This window comes from Corynebacterium sp. HMSC11D10, assembly GCF_001806995.1.
In the GTDB taxonomy this organism is placed as follows: Bacteria; Actinomycetota; Actinomycetes; order Mycobacteriales; family Mycobacteriaceae; genus Corynebacterium; species Corynebacterium coyleae.
In genome coordinates, this window is the sequence record NZ_KV787028.1 from 107,985 (window position 1) to 126,420 (window position 18,436).

21 protein-coding genes are annotated in these 18,436 nt (G+C 62.6%); 1 reads left to right on the top strand and 20 read right to left on the bottom strand.

The features are described 5' to 3' along the window. Positions 1-66: 66 nt before the first annotated feature. From groL to HMPREF3120_RS02445, 10 genes are all read right to left on the bottom strand, one after another. Positions 67-1,677 (bottom strand): chaperonin GroEL, encoded by a 1,611-nt coding sequence (gene groL / locus HMPREF3120_RS02400; protein ID WP_070450551.1) that lies wholly within the window; start codon positions 1,675-1,677, stop codon positions 67-69. Positions 1,678-1,687: 10 nt separating this feature from the next. Continuing rightward, a complete protein-coding gene (gene groES, locus HMPREF3120_RS02405) occupies positions 1,688-1,987 on the bottom strand; it encodes a co-chaperone GroES (protein ID WP_070450554.1) in 300 nt (99 codons plus the stop codon). Positions 1,988-2,130: 143 nt separating this feature from the next. After that, positions 2,131-2,583: a hypothetical protein gene (locus tag HMPREF3120_RS02410; RefSeq protein WP_070422769.1), complete on the bottom strand. Its 453-nt coding sequence runs from the start codon at positions 2,581-2,583 to the stop codon at positions 2,131-2,133. Positions 2,584-2,658: 75 nt separating this feature from the next. After that, positions 2,659-3,702: a tRNA (adenosine(37)-N6)-threonylcarbamoyltransferase complex transferase subunit TsaD gene (tsaD, locus tag HMPREF3120_RS02415; RefSeq protein ID WP_070422768.1), complete on the bottom strand. Its 1,044-nt coding sequence runs from the start codon at positions 3,700-3,702 to the stop codon at positions 2,659-2,661. A 3-nt stretch (positions 3,703-3,705) separates the two neighbouring features. Beyond that, complete coding sequence (gene rimI, locus HMPREF3120_RS02420; RefSeq protein WP_070450557.1) at positions 3,706-4,170, bottom strand: ribosomal protein S18-alanine N-acetyltransferase; 465 nt, start codon at positions 4,168-4,170, stop codon at positions 3,706-3,708. After that, positions 4,170-4,808, bottom strand: coding sequence for a tRNA (adenosine(37)-N6)-threonylcarbamoyltransferase complex dimerization subunit type 1 TsaB (gene tsaB, locus HMPREF3120_RS02425; protein WP_070422766.1), 639 nt, complete (start codon positions 4,806-4,808; stop codon positions 4,170-4,172). The genes rimI and tsaB overlap by 1 nt, the downstream gene beginning before the upstream one ends. Further along, a complete protein-coding gene (locus HMPREF3120_RS02430) occupies positions 4,808-5,311 on the bottom strand; it encodes a hypothetical protein (RefSeq protein WP_070450560.1) in 504 nt (167 codons plus the stop codon). Before HMPREF3120_RS02430 ends, tsaB begins: the two co-directional genes overlap by 1 nt. Before the next feature lie 10 nt (positions 5,312-5,321). Beyond that, complete coding sequence (gene tsaE / locus HMPREF3120_RS02435; RefSeq protein WP_083284743.1) at positions 5,322-5,789, bottom strand: tRNA (adenosine(37)-N6)-threonylcarbamoyltransferase complex ATPase subunit type 1 TsaE; 468 nt, start codon at positions 5,787-5,789, stop codon at positions 5,322-5,324. Next, positions 5,790-6,875, bottom strand: coding sequence for an alanine racemase (alr, locus tag HMPREF3120_RS02440; RefSeq protein ID WP_070450656.1), 1,086 nt, complete (start codon positions 6,873-6,875; stop codon positions 5,790-5,792). It lies immediately after the preceding gene. Positions 6,876-6,894: 19 nt separating this feature from the next. After that, a complete protein-coding gene (locus HMPREF3120_RS02445) occupies positions 6,895-7,554 on the bottom strand; it encodes a GAP family protein (protein WP_070450563.1) in 660 nt (219 codons plus the stop codon). Positions 7,555-7,629: 75 nt separating this feature from the next. Here HMPREF3120_RS02445 and HMPREF3120_RS02450 point away from each other — a divergent pair, with 75 nt between their 5' ends. Beyond that, a complete protein-coding gene (locus HMPREF3120_RS02450) occupies positions 7,630-8,484 on the top strand; it encodes a dienelactone hydrolase family protein (protein ID WP_070450566.1) in 855 nt (284 codons plus the stop codon). A 34-nt stretch (positions 8,485-8,518) separates the two neighbouring features. Here the strand turns inward: HMPREF3120_RS02450 and HMPREF3120_RS02455 are convergent, their stop codons facing one another. From HMPREF3120_RS02455 to eccCb, 10 genes are all read right to left on the bottom strand, one after another. Then, a complete protein-coding gene (locus HMPREF3120_RS02455) occupies positions 8,519-8,764 on the bottom strand; it encodes a hypothetical protein (RefSeq protein ID WP_141739346.1) in 246 nt (81 codons plus the stop codon). Between the two features lie 54 nt (positions 8,765-8,818). After that, positions 8,819-9,841 carry a hypothetical protein gene (locus HMPREF3120_RS02460; RefSeq protein WP_070450569.1) on the bottom strand — a complete coding sequence of 341 codons (1,023 nt, stop codon included), beginning with the start codon at positions 9,839-9,841 and terminating at the stop codon, positions 8,819-8,821. Then, complete coding sequence (locus HMPREF3120_RS02465; RefSeq protein ID WP_070450572.1) at positions 9,838-10,155, bottom strand: hypothetical protein; 318 nt, start codon at positions 10,153-10,155, stop codon at positions 9,838-9,840. The genes HMPREF3120_RS02460 and HMPREF3120_RS02465 overlap by 4 nt, the downstream gene beginning before the upstream one ends. 103 nt (positions 10,156-10,258) lie before the next feature. Further along, positions 10,259-11,602: a phosphoglucosamine mutase gene (gene glmM / locus HMPREF3120_RS02470; protein WP_070450577.1), complete on the bottom strand. Its 1,344-nt coding sequence runs from the start codon at positions 11,600-11,602 to the stop codon at positions 10,259-10,261. Between the two features lie 136 nt (positions 11,603-11,738). Further along, positions 11,739-12,278: a 30S ribosomal protein S9 gene (rpsI, locus tag HMPREF3120_RS02475; protein ID WP_070422757.1), complete on the bottom strand. Its 540-nt coding sequence runs from the start codon at positions 12,276-12,278 to the stop codon at positions 11,739-11,741. Next, positions 12,278-12,721, bottom strand: a complete 444-nt coding sequence (gene rplM, locus HMPREF3120_RS02480; RefSeq protein ID WP_070422756.1) for a 50S ribosomal protein L13 — start codon at positions 12,719-12,721, stop codon at positions 12,278-12,280. Before rplM ends, rpsI begins: the two co-directional genes overlap by 1 nt. 292 nt (positions 12,722-13,013) lie before the next feature. Further along, positions 13,014-13,298, bottom strand: coding sequence for a WXG100 family type VII secretion target (locus HMPREF3120_RS02485; RefSeq protein ID WP_070450580.1), 285 nt, complete (start codon positions 13,296-13,298; stop codon positions 13,014-13,016). Positions 13,299-13,316: 18 nt separating this feature from the next. Next, positions 13,317-13,628, bottom strand: coding sequence for a WXG100 family type VII secretion target (locus tag HMPREF3120_RS02490; protein ID WP_070422754.1), 312 nt, complete (start codon positions 13,626-13,628; stop codon positions 13,317-13,319). Between the two features lie 103 nt (positions 13,629-13,731). Next, positions 13,732-14,727, bottom strand: a complete 996-nt coding sequence (locus tag HMPREF3120_RS02495; RefSeq protein ID WP_070450583.1) for a type VII secretion-associated protein — start codon at positions 14,725-14,727, stop codon at positions 13,732-13,734. Next, a complete protein-coding gene (eccCb, locus tag HMPREF3120_RS02500) occupies positions 14,728-18,198 on the bottom strand; it encodes a type VII secretion protein EccCb (RefSeq protein WP_371441183.1) in 3,471 nt (1,156 codons plus the stop codon). Between the last annotated feature and the right edge of the window lie 238 nt (positions 18,199-18,436).

Genomic DNA, 18,436 nt, shown 5'->3' on the forward strand with positions numbered 1-18,436 from the left:
AATCACGCCAAAAGAAAAACAGTGCCCTACCGAAGTGGGGCACTGTTTTAGCGTATCGACGACACCCTAGTGGGCGTGTGCGTGACCTTCCTCGCCTTCTTCGGCCGGCTTGGTCACCACGGATACCTCCGTGGTCAGCACCATGCGAGCCACGGATGCGGCGTTGACCACAGCGTTGTGGGTCACCTTCACCGGGTCGATGATGCCCTGGTCGATGAGGTTGCCGTACTCGAGCGTGGCGGCGTTGAAGCCCTCGCCGTTGTTCATCTCGGCAACCTTGGACACGACGACAGCGCCGTCGAGGCCCGCGTTGTCAGCGATCCAGAATGCCGGCTTGGACAGTGCACGTGCCACTGCCAGCACACCGGTCTTCTGCTCGCCTTCGAAGCCTTCAGCAAACTCCTCAAGCTGCTTGGCAATCTGCACCAGTGCGGAGCCGCCGCCGGCGATGATGCCTTCCTCTGCTGCCGCGCGGGCAGCGTTGATGGCGTCCTCGACGCGGAGCTTGCGCTCGTTTTGTTCGGTCTCGGTCGCTGCACCGACGCGCAGCACCGCGACACCACCGGAAAGCTTGGCCAAGCGCTCCTCGGCCTTTTCCTTGTCCCAGGTGGAATCCGTGGTTTCGATCTCGCGGCGGATCTGCTCGCGGCGCTCCTCGACTGCCTCTGCCGTGCCGGCACCGTCGACGATGACCGTGTCGTCCTTCGTCGTGGTTACGCGGCGTGCGGAGCCAAGGTGGTCCAGGGTGGCGTCCTTGAGGTTGATGCCAACCTCTGAGTCGATGACGGTCGCGTCGGTGACAACAGCAAGGTCATCCATGAACGCCTTGCGGCGCTCGCCGAAGTACGGCGACTTCACAGCAACGACCTTGATCACCTTGCGGATCGCGTTGACAACGAGCGCCTGCAGCGCCTCGCCTTCGATGTCCTCGGCCACGACGAACAGCGGCACCGACTCCGATGCAACCTGCTCAAGCAGCGGGAGGAAATCCGGCAGAGAGGAGATCTTGCCGCGTACGAGCAGCACGCGGGCGTCCTCAAGCACGGCCTGGCCGGCATCCGGATCGGTCATGAAGTACGGGGAGAGGAAGCCCTTGTCAAAGGAAATACCCTCAGTCAGATCCACGTAGGAATCGATGGACTGAGACTCCTCGACGGTAAGCACACCGTCCTTGCCCACCTTCTCCATGGCACCTGCGACCATCTCACCAACCTCAGGGTCGCGAGAGGACACGGTGGCCACGTTGGCGATCTCAGCGGACGACTTCACGTCGGTCGCGCGAGCCTTGAGCTCCTCGACGACCTTGTCGGCTGCCGCCTTGATGCCCTTATTCAGCTCGATCGGGTTCGCACCAGCAGCCACGTTGCGCAGCCCTTCGGCGACGAGCGCCTGGGCGAGCAGCGTTGCGGTGGTGGTGCCGTCACCTGCAATGTCGTTGGTCTTGACTGCGACGGACTTCACCAGCTGCGCACCGAGGTTCTCAAACGGATCCTCAAGGTCAATGTCGCGGGCGATGGTCACGCCGTCGTTGGTGACGGTCGGGCCGCCCCAGGACTTTGCAAGCACAACGTTGCGGCCACGGGGACCGAGGGTGACCTTCACCGCGTCGGCGAGCGTGTTCACGCCGCGCTGGATGCCCTCGCGAGCTTCCTGATCAAATGCGATGAGTTTTGCCATAGCGTTTTACTTACTTCTCGACGACGGCCAGCAGGTCACGAGCGGACAGCAGGAGGAACTCCTCGCCGCCGTACTTCAGCTCGGTGCCGCCGTACTTGGAGAAGATAACCGTGTCGCCTTCCTTCACGTCCACGGTGATGCGGTTGCCGTTGTCGTCGAGACGACCCGGGCCAACTGCGATGACGACGGCTTCCTGCGGCTTTTCCGCAGCGGAATCCGGAATAACCAGGCCGGAGGCGGTGGTGGTTTCAGCCTCAGCGATCTGGACGAGGACCTTGTCCTCCAGCGGCTTGATGTTGACGTTTGCCATGATCAAAAACCTTTCATTGGTGAATGATTTAAGAGTTCAGGTCTCACGAGGCGCAGCCGTCGTCGCGGGTGAACAACTGTGCTTCACACAACCTGCTTTGGCACTCTACCCGTGAGAGTGCCAGCCAACAACACTGGTGGCGTTTAGCGGTTTTTCACCGCGTTACGCCACAGCTCGAACTCTTCGGGATTGTCGTTGCGGAAGTTTTCCACCGCACGGATCGCGTTGACAACCTCTTCGACCGTGCCTTCGCTGATGCTGCCGCCCCCGCGCGCCGCGAAGATCACTGGCCCGCAGATCGACCGGGTGGGATCCGTAAGAAACTCCGGGGTGTCCGTCTCTGCAGTGTTACGCGCAAGGGACGCAACAGGGTTCGGCTCCGCTCCGACAATTCCAGCGTCAACCCGGTAAATCGCGTGGAACCGGTTGCCGTCGCGGTCAAACGCCACTTCCACAACTCCATCGGTTCCGCCACCGAGCATCTCGCGCGCAGAGTCCTCATCGAACACGATGCGACGGTACGTCAGATCTGGGTTGACGAGCAGCCCGAAACGTTCGCGTTCGGCCTGCTCTTGGCTAAATTGCTCGGTGGTCACGGAGGATTTCCTTTCACGGGATACAGTTCAGGTGCTCAATATAGCCCCACCCTGGTGACCTCGCTCGGCGAGCGATTACACGAGCGGAACCTCTACCTCGAGCGACGTGTCCGTGCCTACGCCCAAATCAGACGGCGTGGCCCCTTCGTGGATGAGCTGACCCGCAAGCGCTGCGATCATCACACCGTTGTCGGTGCAGAGTTTGAACCGTGGCACACGCAGTTCGATGCCGCGGTCGTCGCAACGCTGCTGCGCGAGTTCACGAAGACGACTGTTGGCCGCCACACCCCCGCCGAGCAGCAGGGTGTTCGCGCCGGTGTCCTCGCAGGCCATGATCGCCTTGGCGGTAAGCACGTCGCAGACTGCCTCCTGGAAGGACGCGCACACGTCCTCCAGCGAGATCACGCGGCCCTCACGCTCGGCGGCCTCAACGTGGCGCGCGACCGCGGTCTTCAGCCCAGAGAACGAGAAGTTGTAACGGTGTTCGCCGCGCAGATCCTCCGCACGCGACAGCGCCCGCGGAAAACGCACCGCATTCGGATCCCCCTGCGCAGCTAACTTGTCGACGACCGGGCCACCCGGGTAGCCCAACCCCAGAAGCCGGGCCACCTTGTCGTAGGCCTCACCAGCAGCGTCGTCGAGTGTGGTGCCGAGTTCCTTCATCGGCTTGCCCACCGCGTCAACCTCGAGCAGCTGCGTGTGCCCGCCAGAGACCAACAGCGCAATCGAGTGCGGCAAGCTTTCCCCCTCGAGGTTGGCCACAGCGACGTGGCCGCCAAGGTGGTTCACGCCGTAAAAGGGCACGCCCCAGGCGGCGGCGTATGCCTTCGCGGCGGAAGCGCCAACCAGCAGTGCGCCTGCAAGACCGGGCCCGATCGTGGCTGCTACGGCATCTGGCTTCTCAATACCAGCGTCCGCCAGCGCCTTTTCCATCACCTGCGGCATCGCCTCAAGGTGTGCACGGGAGGCGATCTCCGGCACCACACCACCAAAGCGGGCGTGCTGTTCCATCGAGGACGCGACGACGTCGGCAAGGATTTCCATCGTGCCGTCGTCATGAAGGTTGATGATGCCTACGCCAGTCTCGTCGCAGGAGGACTCGATACCGAGGACAATCATTGCTTACACCCTTTCGCTCTTGCGCGGGCGCGTCATGGTGTACGCGTCCATGCCGGAGGCCTGATAGTAGTTCTTCCGCACGCCGGCGGTGAAAAACTCGAAACGTTTATACAGCGCGATCGCGGGCTCGTTATCCACCCGCACCTCAAGATAGACCGGACCATCCATGAGGTCAGCGGTGTGCATCATCTGGTCCATCAACGCCCGGCCCAGGCCGCGGCCCTGCTGTTCGGGGTCCACCCCGATGGTGTGGATTTCAAACTCTGGGTCGTCGCGCGGGCCCAGCATTGCAAGCCCCGCGTACCCAAGCATCCGGCCTGCTTCAAACGCACCGAGGTAAAACGTGTGGGGCGCAGCAATCTCTGAACGAAATGCTGCCTCCGACCACGGGTTATCCCCGGCGAACAGGACAGCCTCTATCGCTGCCGCCGCGGCCGCATCGCCGACTGTCAGTTCACGGAACTCCATCACGGCAGCGCGGGCGACTTCGGAGCTTGCTTCGGTGGCACCGCATCCGGCCGACGCAAATACAGCGGGACGAGAGGCTCCGGGGTGGCGCTCAGATCCGCCACAGCAACCAACCCAGCCGGGGCCGGCGCATGGTACGCAATAGTGCCTGCTACGACCGTGACCTGCTCTGCAAGGTTGTCGGGCACGCTCAGCACGTCCACCTGCTCCACTGGCAGATCCGCCGGCTTACATACCTCGGGGCCTGCAACACGGGCACCGTCGTTGTACCGGGCCCAGTACACCTCGCGGCGGCGGGCGTCGGTCACCACAAGCACATCGCCTTGGCGGTCTACCGCTACCGCATCGTGGGTGCATACCCCATGCACCGGAATGCCAAGCGCCTGGCCAAGCGCAGAGGCGGTGGCCATCCCGACACGCAAACCGGTAAACGGGCCCGGCCCGCAACCGACAACGATGGCGTCGAGGTCGGCGAAGGTGAGCGAGGCTTCGTCGAGAAGCACCTGCACTGTCGGCACAAGCTGCTCGTTGTGCGCACGCGTAGCAACGGTTGCCTCAGCAAGCGTTTTCGCCGCCTCGGTATCCACGACACCTGCGACCAAATCCGTAGTCGCCGTGTCGAGGGCGAGCACCAGCATTACTGGCCCATCCCCAGAGCCCACTGGCCCTTCGTGTTGTAGAACGGCATTGCGGTGTTCAGCGGGAAAGTCTCCGACTGCGGAACAGTGCAGATGTCGACCTTCTTCAACTCAACCGGGTCGATCAGGGCAGTCTCACCCTCCGCTGGGATCAGCAGCACGTAACCCATCTCGCCGTTGAGGTCCACATCCTCATCCGTCAGCGCGAAGGCTTCCTTCTTCGCCTTCACCAGCTCCTCCGGCTCGCCTGGGCACAGCGTGGTGTACCCCATGTACTCGTTTGCGTCGTACACCCTGGACGGGTCAACGAGCTGCGCGGCAACCATGTCGCCGCCCGGACGGGTCTGCAGCAACGCACGCGTCAGCGAGTTCGTCGGCTTCACCTCGTCCACAGCGTTCGAGCCACGGGACTGCGGAATGAAGATGATCCCGATCAGGATCACCAACCACAGCACCGCCGCAAGAATGATCCAACCACGGGCTTTGCTACTCGTTTTCAGCATGGGTGTAAGCCTACATCCCCTCTACGACACGCCAGGAAACTATCCGCCCCTCAGTCTCTGCGAGAGTCTCCCGATCCAACTGCACCAAGATGTGGCGCGCCCCCAACTGCTCCATCAAACCGCCGCCCCATTCTGCGACCACCACGGCATCTTCCAACTCGGTATCCAGGTCGAGCGCATCGAGCTCACCCAGCGGATCGTCGCCGAGACGGTAGGCATCCACATGCACCAACGCAGGCCCACCCACAGTGGAAGCGTGTTGGCGCGCGATGACAAACGTCGGGCTGGTCACGCGCCCCTTCACCTGCATGCCACGCGCAATACCTTGTGTGAACGTGGTCTTGCCGGCGCCGAGCGGGCCATCCAGGATCACTAGATCCCCCGCCTCAAGTGCTGCGCCGAGCTCCTCACCAAGCTGCTGCGTATCGACGACCCCCTCACACACCCGCTTTCCTTCACACGCAAACGTGTCCTTCACTTACTCCTCCCCTACATAGGTGCGAAGCGTTCGGCCCTCCGGCGCGCAGACGACCTCGTAGTTAATCGTGCCGGCAGCCTTTGCCAGATCCGTCGCGCTGCGACCGTCGGCGCCGAAGATGACCGCCTCGTCGCCTGCCTGGACGTTGTGTTCGTTCGCGCCGAGCCACACCACAATCTGGTCCATGCTCACACGCCCAACCTGGGTGTAGGTCTGGCCATTGATGGCGATCTCCAACGCACCCTGCCAGCTACGGTGCACGCCGTCTGCGTAACCGGCCGGAATCACTGCGGTGTAGCCGTCCTCGGGCGCTTCCCAGGTGCGTGCGTAACTGGTTGCTTCGCCCTGCTTCATCGGCTTAACCGCGATGACCTGGCCCACCCACGTCATCGCCGGCTTCAGATCGTGGTCAAGTCCCGCCACCGGCTCGAGCCCGTACAGGCTCACGCCCGGGCGCACCATGTCAAAGTGCAAATCTTTGCGCGTCCAAGTCGCTGGCGAGTTCGCCATGTGGTTTCGCTCCACACGCAATCCGGCCGCACGCGCCGCCTCGATCGCCTTGCGGAAGTTCTCCGCCTGGAAATCCGTGTAGGGGTCGACCGGGTTGTCGGCGCACGCCAGGTGCGTCATCAAACCAGCAACCTCAATCTTGCCGGCCTGCTCCGCCTCAAACGCCATCTTGAACGCCGCTTCCCACTCCGGTTCGTCGATACCGGAGCGGTGCATGCCCGTATCCACCATGAGGTAGACGGTGCGGTGCGTGGGTTCGTCGATAAGCAACTGCAAATGGGCAACACTCGGCGCGCCAAGATCGATGCCCTCCGGCAACTCCTCGTGGATACTCCACAACCAGGCGAGCACAGGCTTCTGCGTGACCTTACGGACACGACGAGCCTCAGCCAACGTGGCCACGCCGAACGCATCTGCGCCATTGCGATCCATCACCGGAACACACTTTTCGACGCCATGGTTATAGGCGTCCGCCTTCACCACACACATGAGTTTCGCCTCGCCTGCCTGCTCTTTCAGACGGCGAGTGTTGTGCGCAATCGCACCTAGATCAATCGTTGTACGGAGCGGAAACATACGCCCCATTGTGCACCACCTACAGCAGGTGCACGACACCCAGCACAGTCAGCATTACTGCCACAGCCCACGTCGCGGCTGCCGTCACCTGCTGCGGGTGGCTGCGCGCCCACGCAAACCCCCTGCCTGCGAGACTTTCAGGACGAGCGCGCACCAACCCGACCAGCAGCGCACACAGCGTTGGCAGCGACAACGCCACCGAGGCGTACAGCGGAATCGCCGCGTAACGCACCTGCGCGTCAATACCCGAGGCGGACAGCAACGCAAGCCCGCCGAAAAACGGTCCCGAGGTTGCGGACTGCACCAGCCCCAAGACAAAACCCGTCAGCACCGTCAGCGGACCGGGCGTGTTCAGGTGCTGCATGATCTTCTGCGTCAGCGCCTGGTTGTCACCGCCACGCATGGCAAGCACCGCCGTCAGCAAACCCGTTGCGATCAGCAACACACCGAAGACAGGGCCGTTGACAAAACGTTCAACGGCGGAGCCCAACCCGTCGAAAATGACAAGCATCAGCAGCGCAAGCCCCGCCACCCCCAGCCAGTCACCGGCAATCAGCAACGATGTCGTCTTGGCGTAGCGGCCGTTTCCCCGTGGCACCGCAATTCCTACTGCAACGATGACCCCGATGAGCAGAAGGTTCACCGAATCGACGAATGCGAGCTGTAACGCGCCGAGCATCCTGCCTCCTGAGTAACCCCGCCTGCAACGATGGACTCACCCTAGTCCAGACAAGGATGCAGTAGGATCGTCGGCGTGTCTGCGAAGCTAAAGAAACTCTCTGACCTGTCCAAGCGTGGCCCCCACCGCGTCCTTGAAGGCGACTTGGGCTACACGGGCCTGCCCGGCAAGGTGTACACCCCTGCCGAGGGCAAGAACCTGCCCGCTGTCGCGTTCGGCCACGACTGGACGAAAGACATCGACGACTACCACGGCACACTGCGCCACCTGGCCAGCTGGGGCATCGCAGTCGCAGCACCCAACACCGAAACCGGGTTTAGGCCAGATCACCGTGGCTTTGCTGCAGACCTGGAGACGAGCCTGCAGATCCTCGCCGGCGTGCGACTAGGCAACGGCAACATCTCTGTCTCCCCAGGCAAACTCGGCATCGTCGGCCACGGCATGGGTGGTGGCGCCGCAGTGCTTGCGGCGGTAGACAACCCGAAGGTGAAGGCTGTGGCGACGGTGTACCCGGCAAACGTCGCACCGTCCGCGGTGGAAGCAGCCCGTGCGCTCTTCGCCCCCGGCATGGTCATCGGTCCCGGCGAGGACGGCGATTCCTTGTTCGACCCGGGCAACCCCGCAAAGCTTGCCTACAACTGGGCAGGCGACGTGGTCTACCGCGCACCGAAGAAGGGCGATCAGCAGTCCTTCTCCGAAGACGGCATGATCAAGCGCATCCTCGGCTTGGGCAAGTCCGACCGCGCACTGCAAGAAACCGTACGTGGCTTGCTCGTGGGCTACTTGCTGCACGTGCTAAACGACGAGAAGGCCTACGCCGGCTACGCCGAAGCCGACGCCGAAGGCTCTGGCGTGGTCTCCCTTTCTGGCGAGAAGCTCGCCAAGGCCGCGGGGCTGGCCCGCGACAACGCCGGTTTCTCCCTGTTCTAGGGCGGCGCGCTTCCGCGAGGTTCTCACTCGCGGGTTAGGCCTCTTCGCCCACGCCGGGCTGCTCCGGCGGAGTCCCCCGGGCCTGGCTTTGCAGCACCGCATGCACCTGCGCCCTTCTTGCGCGACGCGCCGCAGACACACGCGAGCGTTCCAAGGTGTAATCCCCACGCGGCGCGACCGGCTTCGGCCGTTCCATCGTCTCGCGCGCTCTGGCGTAGTGCTTCGCAGTTTGTTCCATCTTGTTCTGGTGCTCGCGCATCATGGCCTCAAAATCAGCCATGCGTTTTTGCGTCCTACGTTGGAACTGGAGCACAAACAACTCGTAATCCATTGGTTACCACTCCCCCGTTTTCTTCATTGCCCACGGATCCTGCCCGCCCTGAGCGCCTGATTGTGCCCCGTCTGCGCCACCTACGGAAGCAGCCGTTGTATCGACGTGCTGTGCCTTCTTCGGCGGTGGTGGCGGCTCTTGCACCTGCGACAGTTCTGGCGGTGGGGCGATAACCCCATCCTTAGTCGGTGCAGGTGCAGGCGGTGGCGGTGGCGGTGGCGTTGGCGCCGGTGCTGGAGCAGGTTTCGGTGCTGGTTTCGCCGGCGGTTCAGGCTCCGGCTTCGGTGCTTCCTCCGGCGGGCATTCCACCTCGCCCTGTGCCAGGTCGAGCTCAACGCCCAGCTTCAGCCCCACATCGACCGAGATATTCACGCCGGCGGCCACAGTGCCGACCGAGGAGCTTGCAACCGTGTCGCATGGTTTCTCCACCGCAGGCTCTGGCTGGGTTTGCGCCGCCTCACCAGTGCACTCGGCAATGCTGTCGAGGCACTCCCGGATCACCCCATTTCGGTCCGTGGTCGTTGCCGTTGCACACCGCAGCGCTTCGATGATCACCTCTACGGCGATCTCCACAATCTGAGTGATCCCGCAACGCTGCGCGATTTCGAACACACGGCGCGCAGGTTCCAAGATCGCACGAATCGCCATATCAGCTGAGCGCACGATCGCTTCTATCGCCGAAGAGCACTCTCCAATACGCTGGCCTACCTGCTTGACGTGTTCAAAGTGGTCGGTCTCGCGGGCTTCATTTCGGCACTCCCGATCCCGGATGCCCACCTCTTCAAACCATCCGCTGTTATCTGCCGTGCACGTGCGCGCTGGCGTATCCGGACGCTCACAACTCAACGCCAATTGCAGGCCGATCTGTGCGAACACCGAAAGGTCGAGCCCGTTGATACAGGAGGACTCGGACATCAACTCACCGGCAAGGCCTCGCACGGCATTGCGCTGGTGTTCTGGCACCTCAGGTGCAACCTCGACTGCTTCGACGAGGGTGCGGACATCATCTTGCACTGTCGGCATCATGGCTGCTCCACCCCCTCAAGTACCTCGGCTGCGAGTGCATCGGCGGCCACGATGTCGTCGGTAAGCGCGAGCACCTGCTCCCAGTTCTCGCTACGGACCTCTAAAAACCGCTTCGACGTACTGTGAAGCGCCTCAAGTGCCTCAGCAACACGCCGGCCTTGCTCCGCGAAGCCATCGCCGAAAGCAGACGGGTCCACCGTGATGCGCCTCGTGTCGAGGTCGTGCGCCGCAGCACGGTACGCGTTAATCGCGGCACCGTACTGCGTTCGAACATTGTCAACGTCAACGTCGACAGCACTGACATGTCGTGTCATTTCCCACCCCTGAAAAGATTCCAGTCCAACTATTTCTACTTAGTTAGACTCCCCCAACGCCCCGGCGGTTCCCTGCCGGGGCAAAAAACTTCTTACTCAGAAGTTACACGGCTGCGACGGCCGCCGCGAGCTGTCCGGCAACCTTTCGTGCCTGTTCTTCCTCAGCTGCTTCCACCATCACGCGGAACAGCTCCTCGGTACCCGACGGACGCAGCAAGACACGGCCGGTATCGCCCAGCTCCGCTTCAGCTTCGCGGATCGCGGCGGTAACGGATTCGTCGTCAAGAATGCGCGACTTGTCTGAGACCGGAACGTTGATCAGCGTCTGTGGCAGCACGGTCATCACACTCGCCAACTCAGCGAGCGACTTCCCGGTTTCAGCCATGCGTGCCATGAGCATCAAACCGGACAGCACGCCATCGCCCGTGGTCGCATGCTCCGGAACCACAATGTGGCCGGACTGCTCGCCACCCAAGGAGAAGTCGCCACGGTTGAGCTCTTCGAGGACATAACGGTCGCCCACTTTGGTCTCCCGCATCTCGATGCCCTCGCGCTTCATTGCCTGCTTCAGCCCCAGGTTGCTCATCACCGTGGCCACCAGCGTGTTGGAACGCAGCGAGTTGCTATCGCGCATCGCGGTTGCCAGCACAGCCATGATCTGGTCGCCGTCGACAACATTGCCCTCGGCATCCACAGCCAAGCAACGATCCGCATCACCATCGTGCGCCAAACCAAGGTCCGCGCCGTGCTCAACCACTGCGCGCTGAATCTGCTCCATGTGCGTGGAGCCTGCGCCGTCGTTGATGTTGTAGGCGTCGGGCTTGTTAAAGATCGCGGTCACGTCAGCTCCCGCTGCCGCATACGCCTTCGGGGCTACCTCGAACGCTGCACCGTTCGCGCAGTCCACCACAACCTTGATGCCCGACAGGTCGGTGCTCACCGCATCAGCCAGATGCGCCAGGTAGCGGCTCTGCGCATCTGGGGCCTCCTCGATCACACGGCCGATGCTGGTGCCGGTCGGACCGGTTTCCTCCAGCTCGTCCATGGCGCGCTCAATCTCGTCTTCAATATCGTCCGGCAGCTTGTGACCACCAGCGGAGAAGAACTTGATCCCGTTATCCGGCATCGGGTTGTGGGAGGCGGAAATCATTACACCGATGTCGGCTCCGTAGTCGTCCGTAAGAAACGCCAAGCCAGGCGTCGGAATCACACCGACACGCAGCACGTCCACGCCCTTCGACGCCATGCCGGCTGCCATCGCTGCCGCCAGCATCTCACCGGAGACGCGCGGGTCGCGCCCAATGAGCGCTACTGGGCGACGCTTCCCGGAGCGACGGTCCTTCGTCAGCACCGTTGCCGCAGCCGCGCCGAGCTTCAACGCCAACGGCGCTGTCAACGCCTCGTTGGCCAAGCCGCGAACACCATCAGTTCCAAACAATCGAGTCATGCCCACAATTATGCATGCTTGCTGCAATTGCTTATCGACGAACCCTCGCAACCGGTCCGCTCACCAACAACGACAGAAGAAACGGCAAACGCCGCCACCCAGAACATGGGCGACGGCGTGTGGAGTAAGCCAGCGATTAACGCTTGGAGTACTGCGGTGCGCGACGGGCCTTGTGCAGACCAGCCTTCTTGCGCTCCACGGCACGAGCGTCACGGGTGAGCAGGCCGGCCTTCTTCAGGGTCGGGCGCTCAGCCGGGTTGTAGATGTTCAGTGCGCGGGCGATAGCCAGACGCAGAGCACCGGACTGGCCGGTCGGGCCACCACCGGAGATGTTGGCCTTGATGTCGAACTGGCCCTCGCGCTCGAGCAGCGTCAGCGGGGTCAGGATGTCCTGCTGGTGCAGCTTGTTCGGGAAGTACTCCTCGAACTCACGGCCGTTGACCGTGATCTTGCCTTCGCCCTCGACGACGGTCACGCGAGCGATTGCGCGCTTACGACGACCAACAGTCTGGATCGGGCCCTCGTGCAGCGGTGCGACCTCAACGGTCTCCTCAGCAGCGTCAGCCTCCGGCGCAATTGCGTCACCGATGGTGTAGTTGAACTCCTCGGTTGCTGCGGTTGCGGCATCGATGTCGGTGTCGGCAGCGAGGTTGTCGTAGTTGTTCGGCTCGGTCATTACTGTGCCACCTGCTTAAACTCGTAGGTTTCCGGCTTCTGAGCAGCGTACGGGTGCTCGGAGCCGACGAAGACGTGCAGCTTCTTGATGGACTGGCGGGAGAGCTTGTTGTGCGGCATCATGCCCTTCACAGCTTCCTCGATCACGCGGTCCGGACGCTCGTCCAGTGCGCGGCCCAGGGTCATGGACTTCAGACCACCCGGGTAGCCGGAGTGGCGGTAACGCATCTCGCGATCGCGCTTGTTGGAGGAGATGTGGATCTTGTCGGCGTTGATCACGATGACGTGATCGCCGGTGTCAACGTTCGGTGCGAACTGCGGCTTGTGCTTACCGCGCAGCAGGTCTGCTGCGGTGGAAGCAAGCTTGCCCAGCACCACGTCGGTTGCGTCGATGACGTACCAGTTACGGGTCACGTCACCGCTCTTCGGGTGGTAAGTAGACATGCATGACTCCTTAAAGTCTGTCTAGATTGCTGCCGGCCATACTTCGCATGTTCCTCGACGGTTCCGGCGGCCGGTGGAGACCCGAAACGCGCGTCAGGCGGGACACACAGGGGTTAAACACTACGGCAATCTGGCCACAAAACAAAAACGCCGCCGCAGGTGTTCCCCATAGTCACCTGCGGCGGCGTTTCCCCCGAGTCCCCCTTTTTTCTTTTGTGGATGCGCCGGGGACGGGTCTGCCGCGCCCTATCCCCCGATGGTCGGCGTTGTCGCCCCGACGCAAGTCTGTTGGTTAGCCCCAGCTGTTCGCTGCAGCGTTGTTGACGGCCAACATGGTGGAGTTGCCATCCTCAACGGTCTGCGCGATCTGGGTGAGGATCTGGTTGAGGTCCTCTGCTGCCTGGTCCCACTTGGCTTGGTGTGCCTGGTAAGCGGTGGCGGCGGTACCTTCCCAGGTCTGGACCATGGGCTGGAGCATCTGCTTCAGTTCGGCCAGGTCGCCGTTGATGCGGGATGCGGATGCGCGCATATCTTCGGATGCGCCGGCGATCTGAGTGAAGTCGTATTTGATCTGCATGGTGGTTCCCCCTTGTGGTTAGAGTGCGAGTCCGCCAGCGAGCTGACGGAGGCTGTCGGTGTTGGTTGCGTCGGTGGACTCGTAGTGCTTCGCGTTGTCGCGAATGTTCGCGGAGATCGCGGTCAACGCCTCCGACAAACGCTTTTGAGCGTCGTCGTAGCGCATCATCAGGTCGTCGAAACTGCGCTGCGCGTTGCCCACCCAGTAGTTGCGAGTGGATTCGACTACCTGTTGGATGCGGTCGATTTCGCGGTTGACGTTTGCGTTGGTGTCGTCGGTACGGTCTGCGGCGGCGCGCATGACCTCCGCTTCAGTGGCGAACAGCTCCATGGTTTCCCCCTTGTGTGTTTAGGTTGGATGAACGGTGTGTGTTTGCCGTTCATATATCTGACTGACATTTGATGCTTTCGGTTCCATCGAATTCAAAAGTTTTTCATGTCCGCATGTCAGCCCCCTTAAATTCAGCGGTTTCCATGGCCATTCGACACGTTGCGCGTTGCACTGTGGTGGGTTCATGGCGCGTGTGGCAGCCCACGAAAAGCTGGGTGGTGCCGTGCGGCCAGGTCTTCCAGAGCGCCTGCGATCCATCCGCGGCGCGCTCCAGGTAGGTCACCGAGGTGCCGTCCGTGTCCACAAGTTCTGTTTGCGGGTCCGCCTCAACATCGGCGAGGAGTTGCTCGGCCATAGTCTTGGCCGGTAGTTGGTACAGCCTCTCAACGGCGATGTGGAGGCGGAAGTTCGGATCATCGCCGGTTGCGCGCCATGTGCCATCGTCGGCCTCAAGAGCGAACCCGGCAGGCAGTTCCACTTGAAGGCCGTCTTGTTCAAGCAGGACGGTCTGCGGTGCTTCTTCGCGTATCGACGACTCCACCGCCACAGACGGCGTTGCCCCCGCAGCAGCTTCAGTAGCCGTCGGTGTCGCAATTGAACTGTCCGTGTTCGCTGCACTGCTGGCGCTGCCGGCACTGCCAACGCTGCCTTTCCAGACAACGTTGAAGATGACCACCGCACACACGACTGCGACCACCACGACGACTGCGGCGATGATCCAGACGCCGATGTTTGACGAGCGGTTGTCCGCAATCGCCGCGAACGTGTCTGTCGGCGGGTCCCGTGGCGGGTCCCGTGGCGGATCCCACGGCGCAGGTGGCGCGGAGGGTGCGTTGAGCGAACGTGGCACGTCTGCCGGATCGGGACCAAGGAGTTCGGTGGTTAAGTCAATGTCGTAGTCCGCCAGGGCGTACTCGAGCTCGCGTAGGCGCGTGTCGTCTGCGGTGATGTGCACGTGTGCCCCATCTGGGTTCGGCCCCAGCACAGTGCGGATCGTGCTCGCGATTTCACGGCTGCTTGGCGCGTCGAAGCGGTGGACGTCGGCCGCACCGGTGAACACGGTCGACGCATCGGTCGCGGTAATACGCAGGTCTGTCATTTAGTCCCCCATATTCAGCATCGGCAGTTGGATCATGCCCTTCGGCTCGCCCTGTACGAGCGTTGCGCGCCCTGGTGGCTGCGAAGCCGGTCGGACGCCGAAGAGTGCGCCTTCGTCCTTGGTGCCGTCCATAATCAGCACGTCTGGGTGAAGGTCTTTCACAGCGGAGAGGAACGGGCCAAACATGGCACGCCCAACACCGCCGAACTTGCGCGCCACCACGATGTGCAAGCCGATGTCACGTGCGTGGGGTAACAAGTCGATGATTGGGCGCAGTGGTTCGTCGCCGACCAGGTCGAGATCGTCGATAAGCAAGTAGAGCTCTGGGCCTGCCCACCAGGACCTGTCTGCCAGTTGGGCGGGCGTGACGTCGCTGCCCGGCAGTCGCGAGGTCAGCGTGGTGGCCAGCGAGCGCACCGCATCGGTGAGCGCACTCGAGGAAGCTGCGTACGCCGCGACCATGTCGCTGTCCGCATGAGCCAGGTGTGCCCGGCGCGGGTCGCAGATCACCATGCGGGCTTGTTCGCGTGGCATCGCTGAAATAGCCGCAATCGTGCTGGCGATGAAGGCGGATTTGCCCGCGCCGCCTGCACCGATGGCCAGGATGTGGCCGGTGGAGTACAGCGGTGCAAGGTCCGCTCCGCCAATGCCGAGTGGGATGCGGGTGCCGTCGATAAGCGGTTGCGCGTCGACTCTTGCTGGCAGCACGCGCAGGCGTGGCACCGGCGTCTGGCTCGCCGCCTGGGCTGCGATGTGTGCGATGTCTTCGGCGCTGGTCAGCGCGACATGCATGACTTTGCCGTCCGGGGTGAGCGCACGTCCCGGCACGGCGGCGAGACGTTCTTGGGCCTTGCGGTCGATCAGCGAATCCATCGGCTCGGTCAGGCGCATCTCGATGCGGGTGCCGGTGAGGTCGCGCACATTCGCACGCACTGCGTTCCACCGCTGTGTGGTAACCAGCAGGTGCACGCGTGCAGCAGGGCCTTCGGAGGCGATCCGTGCCAAAGGATCGCGCAGGTCCTCAAGTTTGGAATCGTTGGCCAGCAACGCATGCCAACCATCGACAACGAGCAGTGTCGCGCGCGAGGCAGGCACATCCAGAAGTCCGGTGACCTCGTCGATAACACGACGCGTGCGTTCTTCATCCTTCGCGTTCGCCACACCCGCCACGTGAGGCAGGGACTCGATGTCGCTGTAGTCGCCGCCGCCAGCGTTGATGATGTAGATCGCCACCTCATCGGTTGTGCGACACAGCGCTTGCTTGGCGACGATCGACCGCACCGCCATCGACTTCCCCGTCTGCGGCGCACCAGCAATGGCAACATGCTCACCGGCACGGGAAAAGTCCACGGCGAAGGGGACTTGGAGTTGGCGATAGGGCTCGTCGACGAGGGCGATGGTGTCGTCGACAAGCGAAGAAAGCGCGAGCGTATCCGGCAACGGTGGCAGCCACACCTGGTGGGCGCGCATGCTCCGGGTTGCGGCGACGTCGCGGGCTTTCTCCACAACGGCGTCGAACAGCGTTGTCGAATAGTCGGTATCGGTAACAGTTTGCGGGGCGATTTCTATCTCGTCGCCGGTAAACAACCGCACTGTCGGCGCGTCCGCTGGGTGCGACAACACCTGGCGGGTCAGCGGACCGGACACGTAAGACCCCCTGAAGCGGGTGAGTTCCATACCTGACTTGAGGTAACCCGAGCCCGGCTCACTGGGCAGTTCATAGGCATCCGGCACGCCGAGGACTTGGCGCGACTCCCCTGCGGAAAACGTCTTCAACCCGATGCGATACGACAAGTGGGAATCGAGCCCGCGCAGCTTTCCTTCCTCGAGCCGCTGCGAGGCGAGCAACAAGTGCACCCCAAGTGAGCGGCCCAGGCGCCCCACCGCGACGAAAAGGTCCGCGAAGTGCGGGTGTTGCGAGAGCAGTTCTGAAAACTCATCGACGATGATCACCAGCGACGGCAGTGTGTGCCCAGCGCGGGTGTAGTCGGTGATGTTGGCAAAGTTGCCTGCGGCACGCAGCAGTTCCTGGCGGCGGTTCAACTCGCCGGAGATGGCATCAAACATGCGCTCGACCAGCACGGCCTCGTCTTCAAGGTTGGTAATCACAGCACTGGTGTGGGGCAGGTCTTCGCAGCCGAGGAAGGTTGCGCCACCTTTGAAGTCCACAAGCACCAAGTTGAGCTCGTCCGGCGAGTGCGTTGCGGCAAGCGCAACAACGATTTCCTTAAGCAGTTCGGACTTACCACTACCGGTAGCTCCGATGCAGAGCCCGTGTGGGCCCATGCCACCGAGCGCTGATTCTTTGAAATCCAAATACACCGGCTGCCCATCGGGGGTCGCGCCGATGGGCACGACAAGCTTGTTGCGCATCCCCGGCCACATGGTGGTGGCATCGAGTGCGTCCAGGTCCGTAATCCCCAGCATGGCAAGCAGATCGCCAGTGTCCTCACTTGCGCCTTCTGGGCGTCGGTAGAACCCGAGGTGGCGAGCGATGAACTCGGCCTGCGCGTCAGTGAACGAGTCCGGAAGGCCGAGTTGCTCCATGCCCTGTTCGGTGACCGCAGCGAGCGTATCGGTGCACACGAGGTGGAAGGCATCCGGGTCCACAAAGTAGTGCTCGTCCGGGTGGACGACAATCACACAGTCGGCGTCGGGGGCGTGGAGGTGCTCCACGGTGGCGTCGATAAGCACCACGCGAAAACGTGCATGTTCCGCGCGAGCGTGCGGCAGCCACTTCGCCCACGCGAATGGCGCGTCGATGCTGACCAACTCGGGCCCATGAAAAAACGCGAGTTGGCACACGATGGAACGCGCCACCTCATGCGCGCCGGGACCAGCCAAGGTGACCGCGGGAAATGCATCGAGCTGCACAACAATCGGCATGCCAGGCACGGTGCTTACGGCAGCGACAGTGCGACGAAGACTCACCGCGCACACCGGGTCAAGGTCCTCTGGGCTTCCCGGATCCTCTACATCGACAGGCGTGCACAGCGCACCGCTGCCGGTCCCCAACCGGACGGTCAACGCCAGCGGTGACGCCGCAGTGCGCTCCCAAACCCGCTCCACCGGTGTCGCAGCAACAAGATCTGCCGGAGCCGGGTGCAACCCTGTCGCGTGCGCGCGCTGTTGCGCTGCGTTCGCGCGCGCCTTCCGGGTCAACGCATCCAGGTGGCGCAGGTACACCCGGCGCGTTTCGTTGATATCTCCCTGCCGATCTTGCGGATTGATCATGCCCAACAGTCCGAAAAGCATCATCAGCGGGAAGATCAACATCATTGGGCTCACAGTGCGCCCAGATGTCATCATCAGCGCCATCACCGCACCAACGGCAACCACCATCACAATTGGCAGCAAAATCTTGATCACCGGCTGCGTCTGTGGCTTTTGCGCTGTTGGGACTGGCTCTGCACGCAGTTGTCCTGTTGGCAGTGCCGGCACGTCAGGTGTGCCCGCAGTTGGTGCGAGCACAGCATCGTAGTCTAACCCGAGCATTCGTGGATCCCCCCTTTTCACCCCATGTGGCCACAGTTCCCCCGAACTGTGTTGGGCATAGTGTTGAGCGCAGTGTAGACCATTTGCCCGCCAAAGGGGTACGAAAAGCTGGACTGCAGCGTAACGGTGCGCCATACTGGCCCAAGTTGCGTGGCAAATGGGGGCCACGCGTTGAGACTTCCGGGGGAAGAGTTTTGGTTGCTACTTCGGCGCA

Bases quoted from the DNA above. Each gene is read 5' to 3' on its own strand.
- groL (WP_070450551.1), bottom strand. From the start codon at position 1,677: ATGGCAAAACTCATCGCATTTGATCAGGAAGCTCGCGAGGGCATCCAG.
- groES (WP_070450554.1), bottom strand. From the start codon at position 1,987: ATGGCAAACGTCAACATCAAGCCGCTGGAGGACAAGGTCCTCGTCCAG.
- tsaD (WP_070422768.1), bottom strand. From the start codon at position 3,702: ATGATTGTCCTCGGTATCGAGTCCTCCTGCGACGAGACTGGCGTAGGC.
- rimI (WP_070450557.1), bottom strand. From the start codon at position 4,170: ATGGAGTTCCGTGAACTGACAGTCGGCGATGCGGCCGCGGCGGCAGCG.
- tsaB (WP_070422766.1), bottom strand. From the start codon at position 4,808: ATGCTGGTGCTCGCCCTCGACACGGCGACTACGGATTTGGTCGCAGGT.
- HMPREF3120_RS02430 (WP_070450560.1), bottom strand. From the start codon at position 5,311: ATGCTGAAAACGAGTAGCAAAGCCCGTGGTTGGATCATTCTTGCGGCG.
- alr (WP_070450656.1), bottom strand. From the start codon at position 6,875: ATGTTTCCGCTCCGTACAACGATTGATCTAGGTGCGATTGCGCACAAC.
- HMPREF3120_RS02445 (WP_070450563.1), bottom strand. From the start codon at position 7,554: ATGCTCGGCGCGTTACAGCTCGCATTCGTCGATTCGGTGAACCTTCTG.
- HMPREF3120_RS02455 (WP_141739346.1), bottom strand. From the start codon at position 8,764: ATGGCTGATTTTGAGGCCATGATGCGCGAGCACCAGAACAAGATGGAA.
- HMPREF3120_RS02460 (WP_070450569.1), bottom strand. From the start codon at position 9,841: ATGATGCCGACAGTGCAAGATGATGTCCGCACCCTCGTCGAAGCAGTC.
- HMPREF3120_RS02465 (WP_070450572.1), bottom strand. From the start codon at position 10,155: ATGACACGACATGTCAGTGCTGTCGACGTTGACGTTGACAATGTTCGA.
- glmM (WP_070450577.1), bottom strand. From the start codon at position 11,602: ATGACTCGATTGTTTGGAACTGATGGTGTTCGCGGCTTGGCCAACGAG.
- rpsI (WP_070422757.1), bottom strand. From the start codon at position 12,278: ATGACCGAGCCGAACAACTACGACAACCTCGCTGCCGACACCGACATC.
- rplM (WP_070422756.1), bottom strand. From the start codon at position 12,721: ATGTCTACTTACCACCCGAAGAGCGGTGACGTGACCCGTAACTGGTAC.
- HMPREF3120_RS02485 (WP_070450580.1), bottom strand. From the start codon at position 13,298: ATGCAGATCAAATACGACTTCACTCAGATCGCCGGCGCATCCGAAGAT.
- HMPREF3120_RS02490 (WP_070422754.1), bottom strand. From the start codon at position 13,628: ATGGAGCTGTTCGCCACTGAAGCGGAGGTCATGCGCGCCGCCGCAGAC.
- HMPREF3120_RS02495 (WP_070450583.1), bottom strand. From the start codon at position 14,727: ATGACAGACCTGCGTATTACCGCGACCGATGCGTCGACCGTGTTCACC.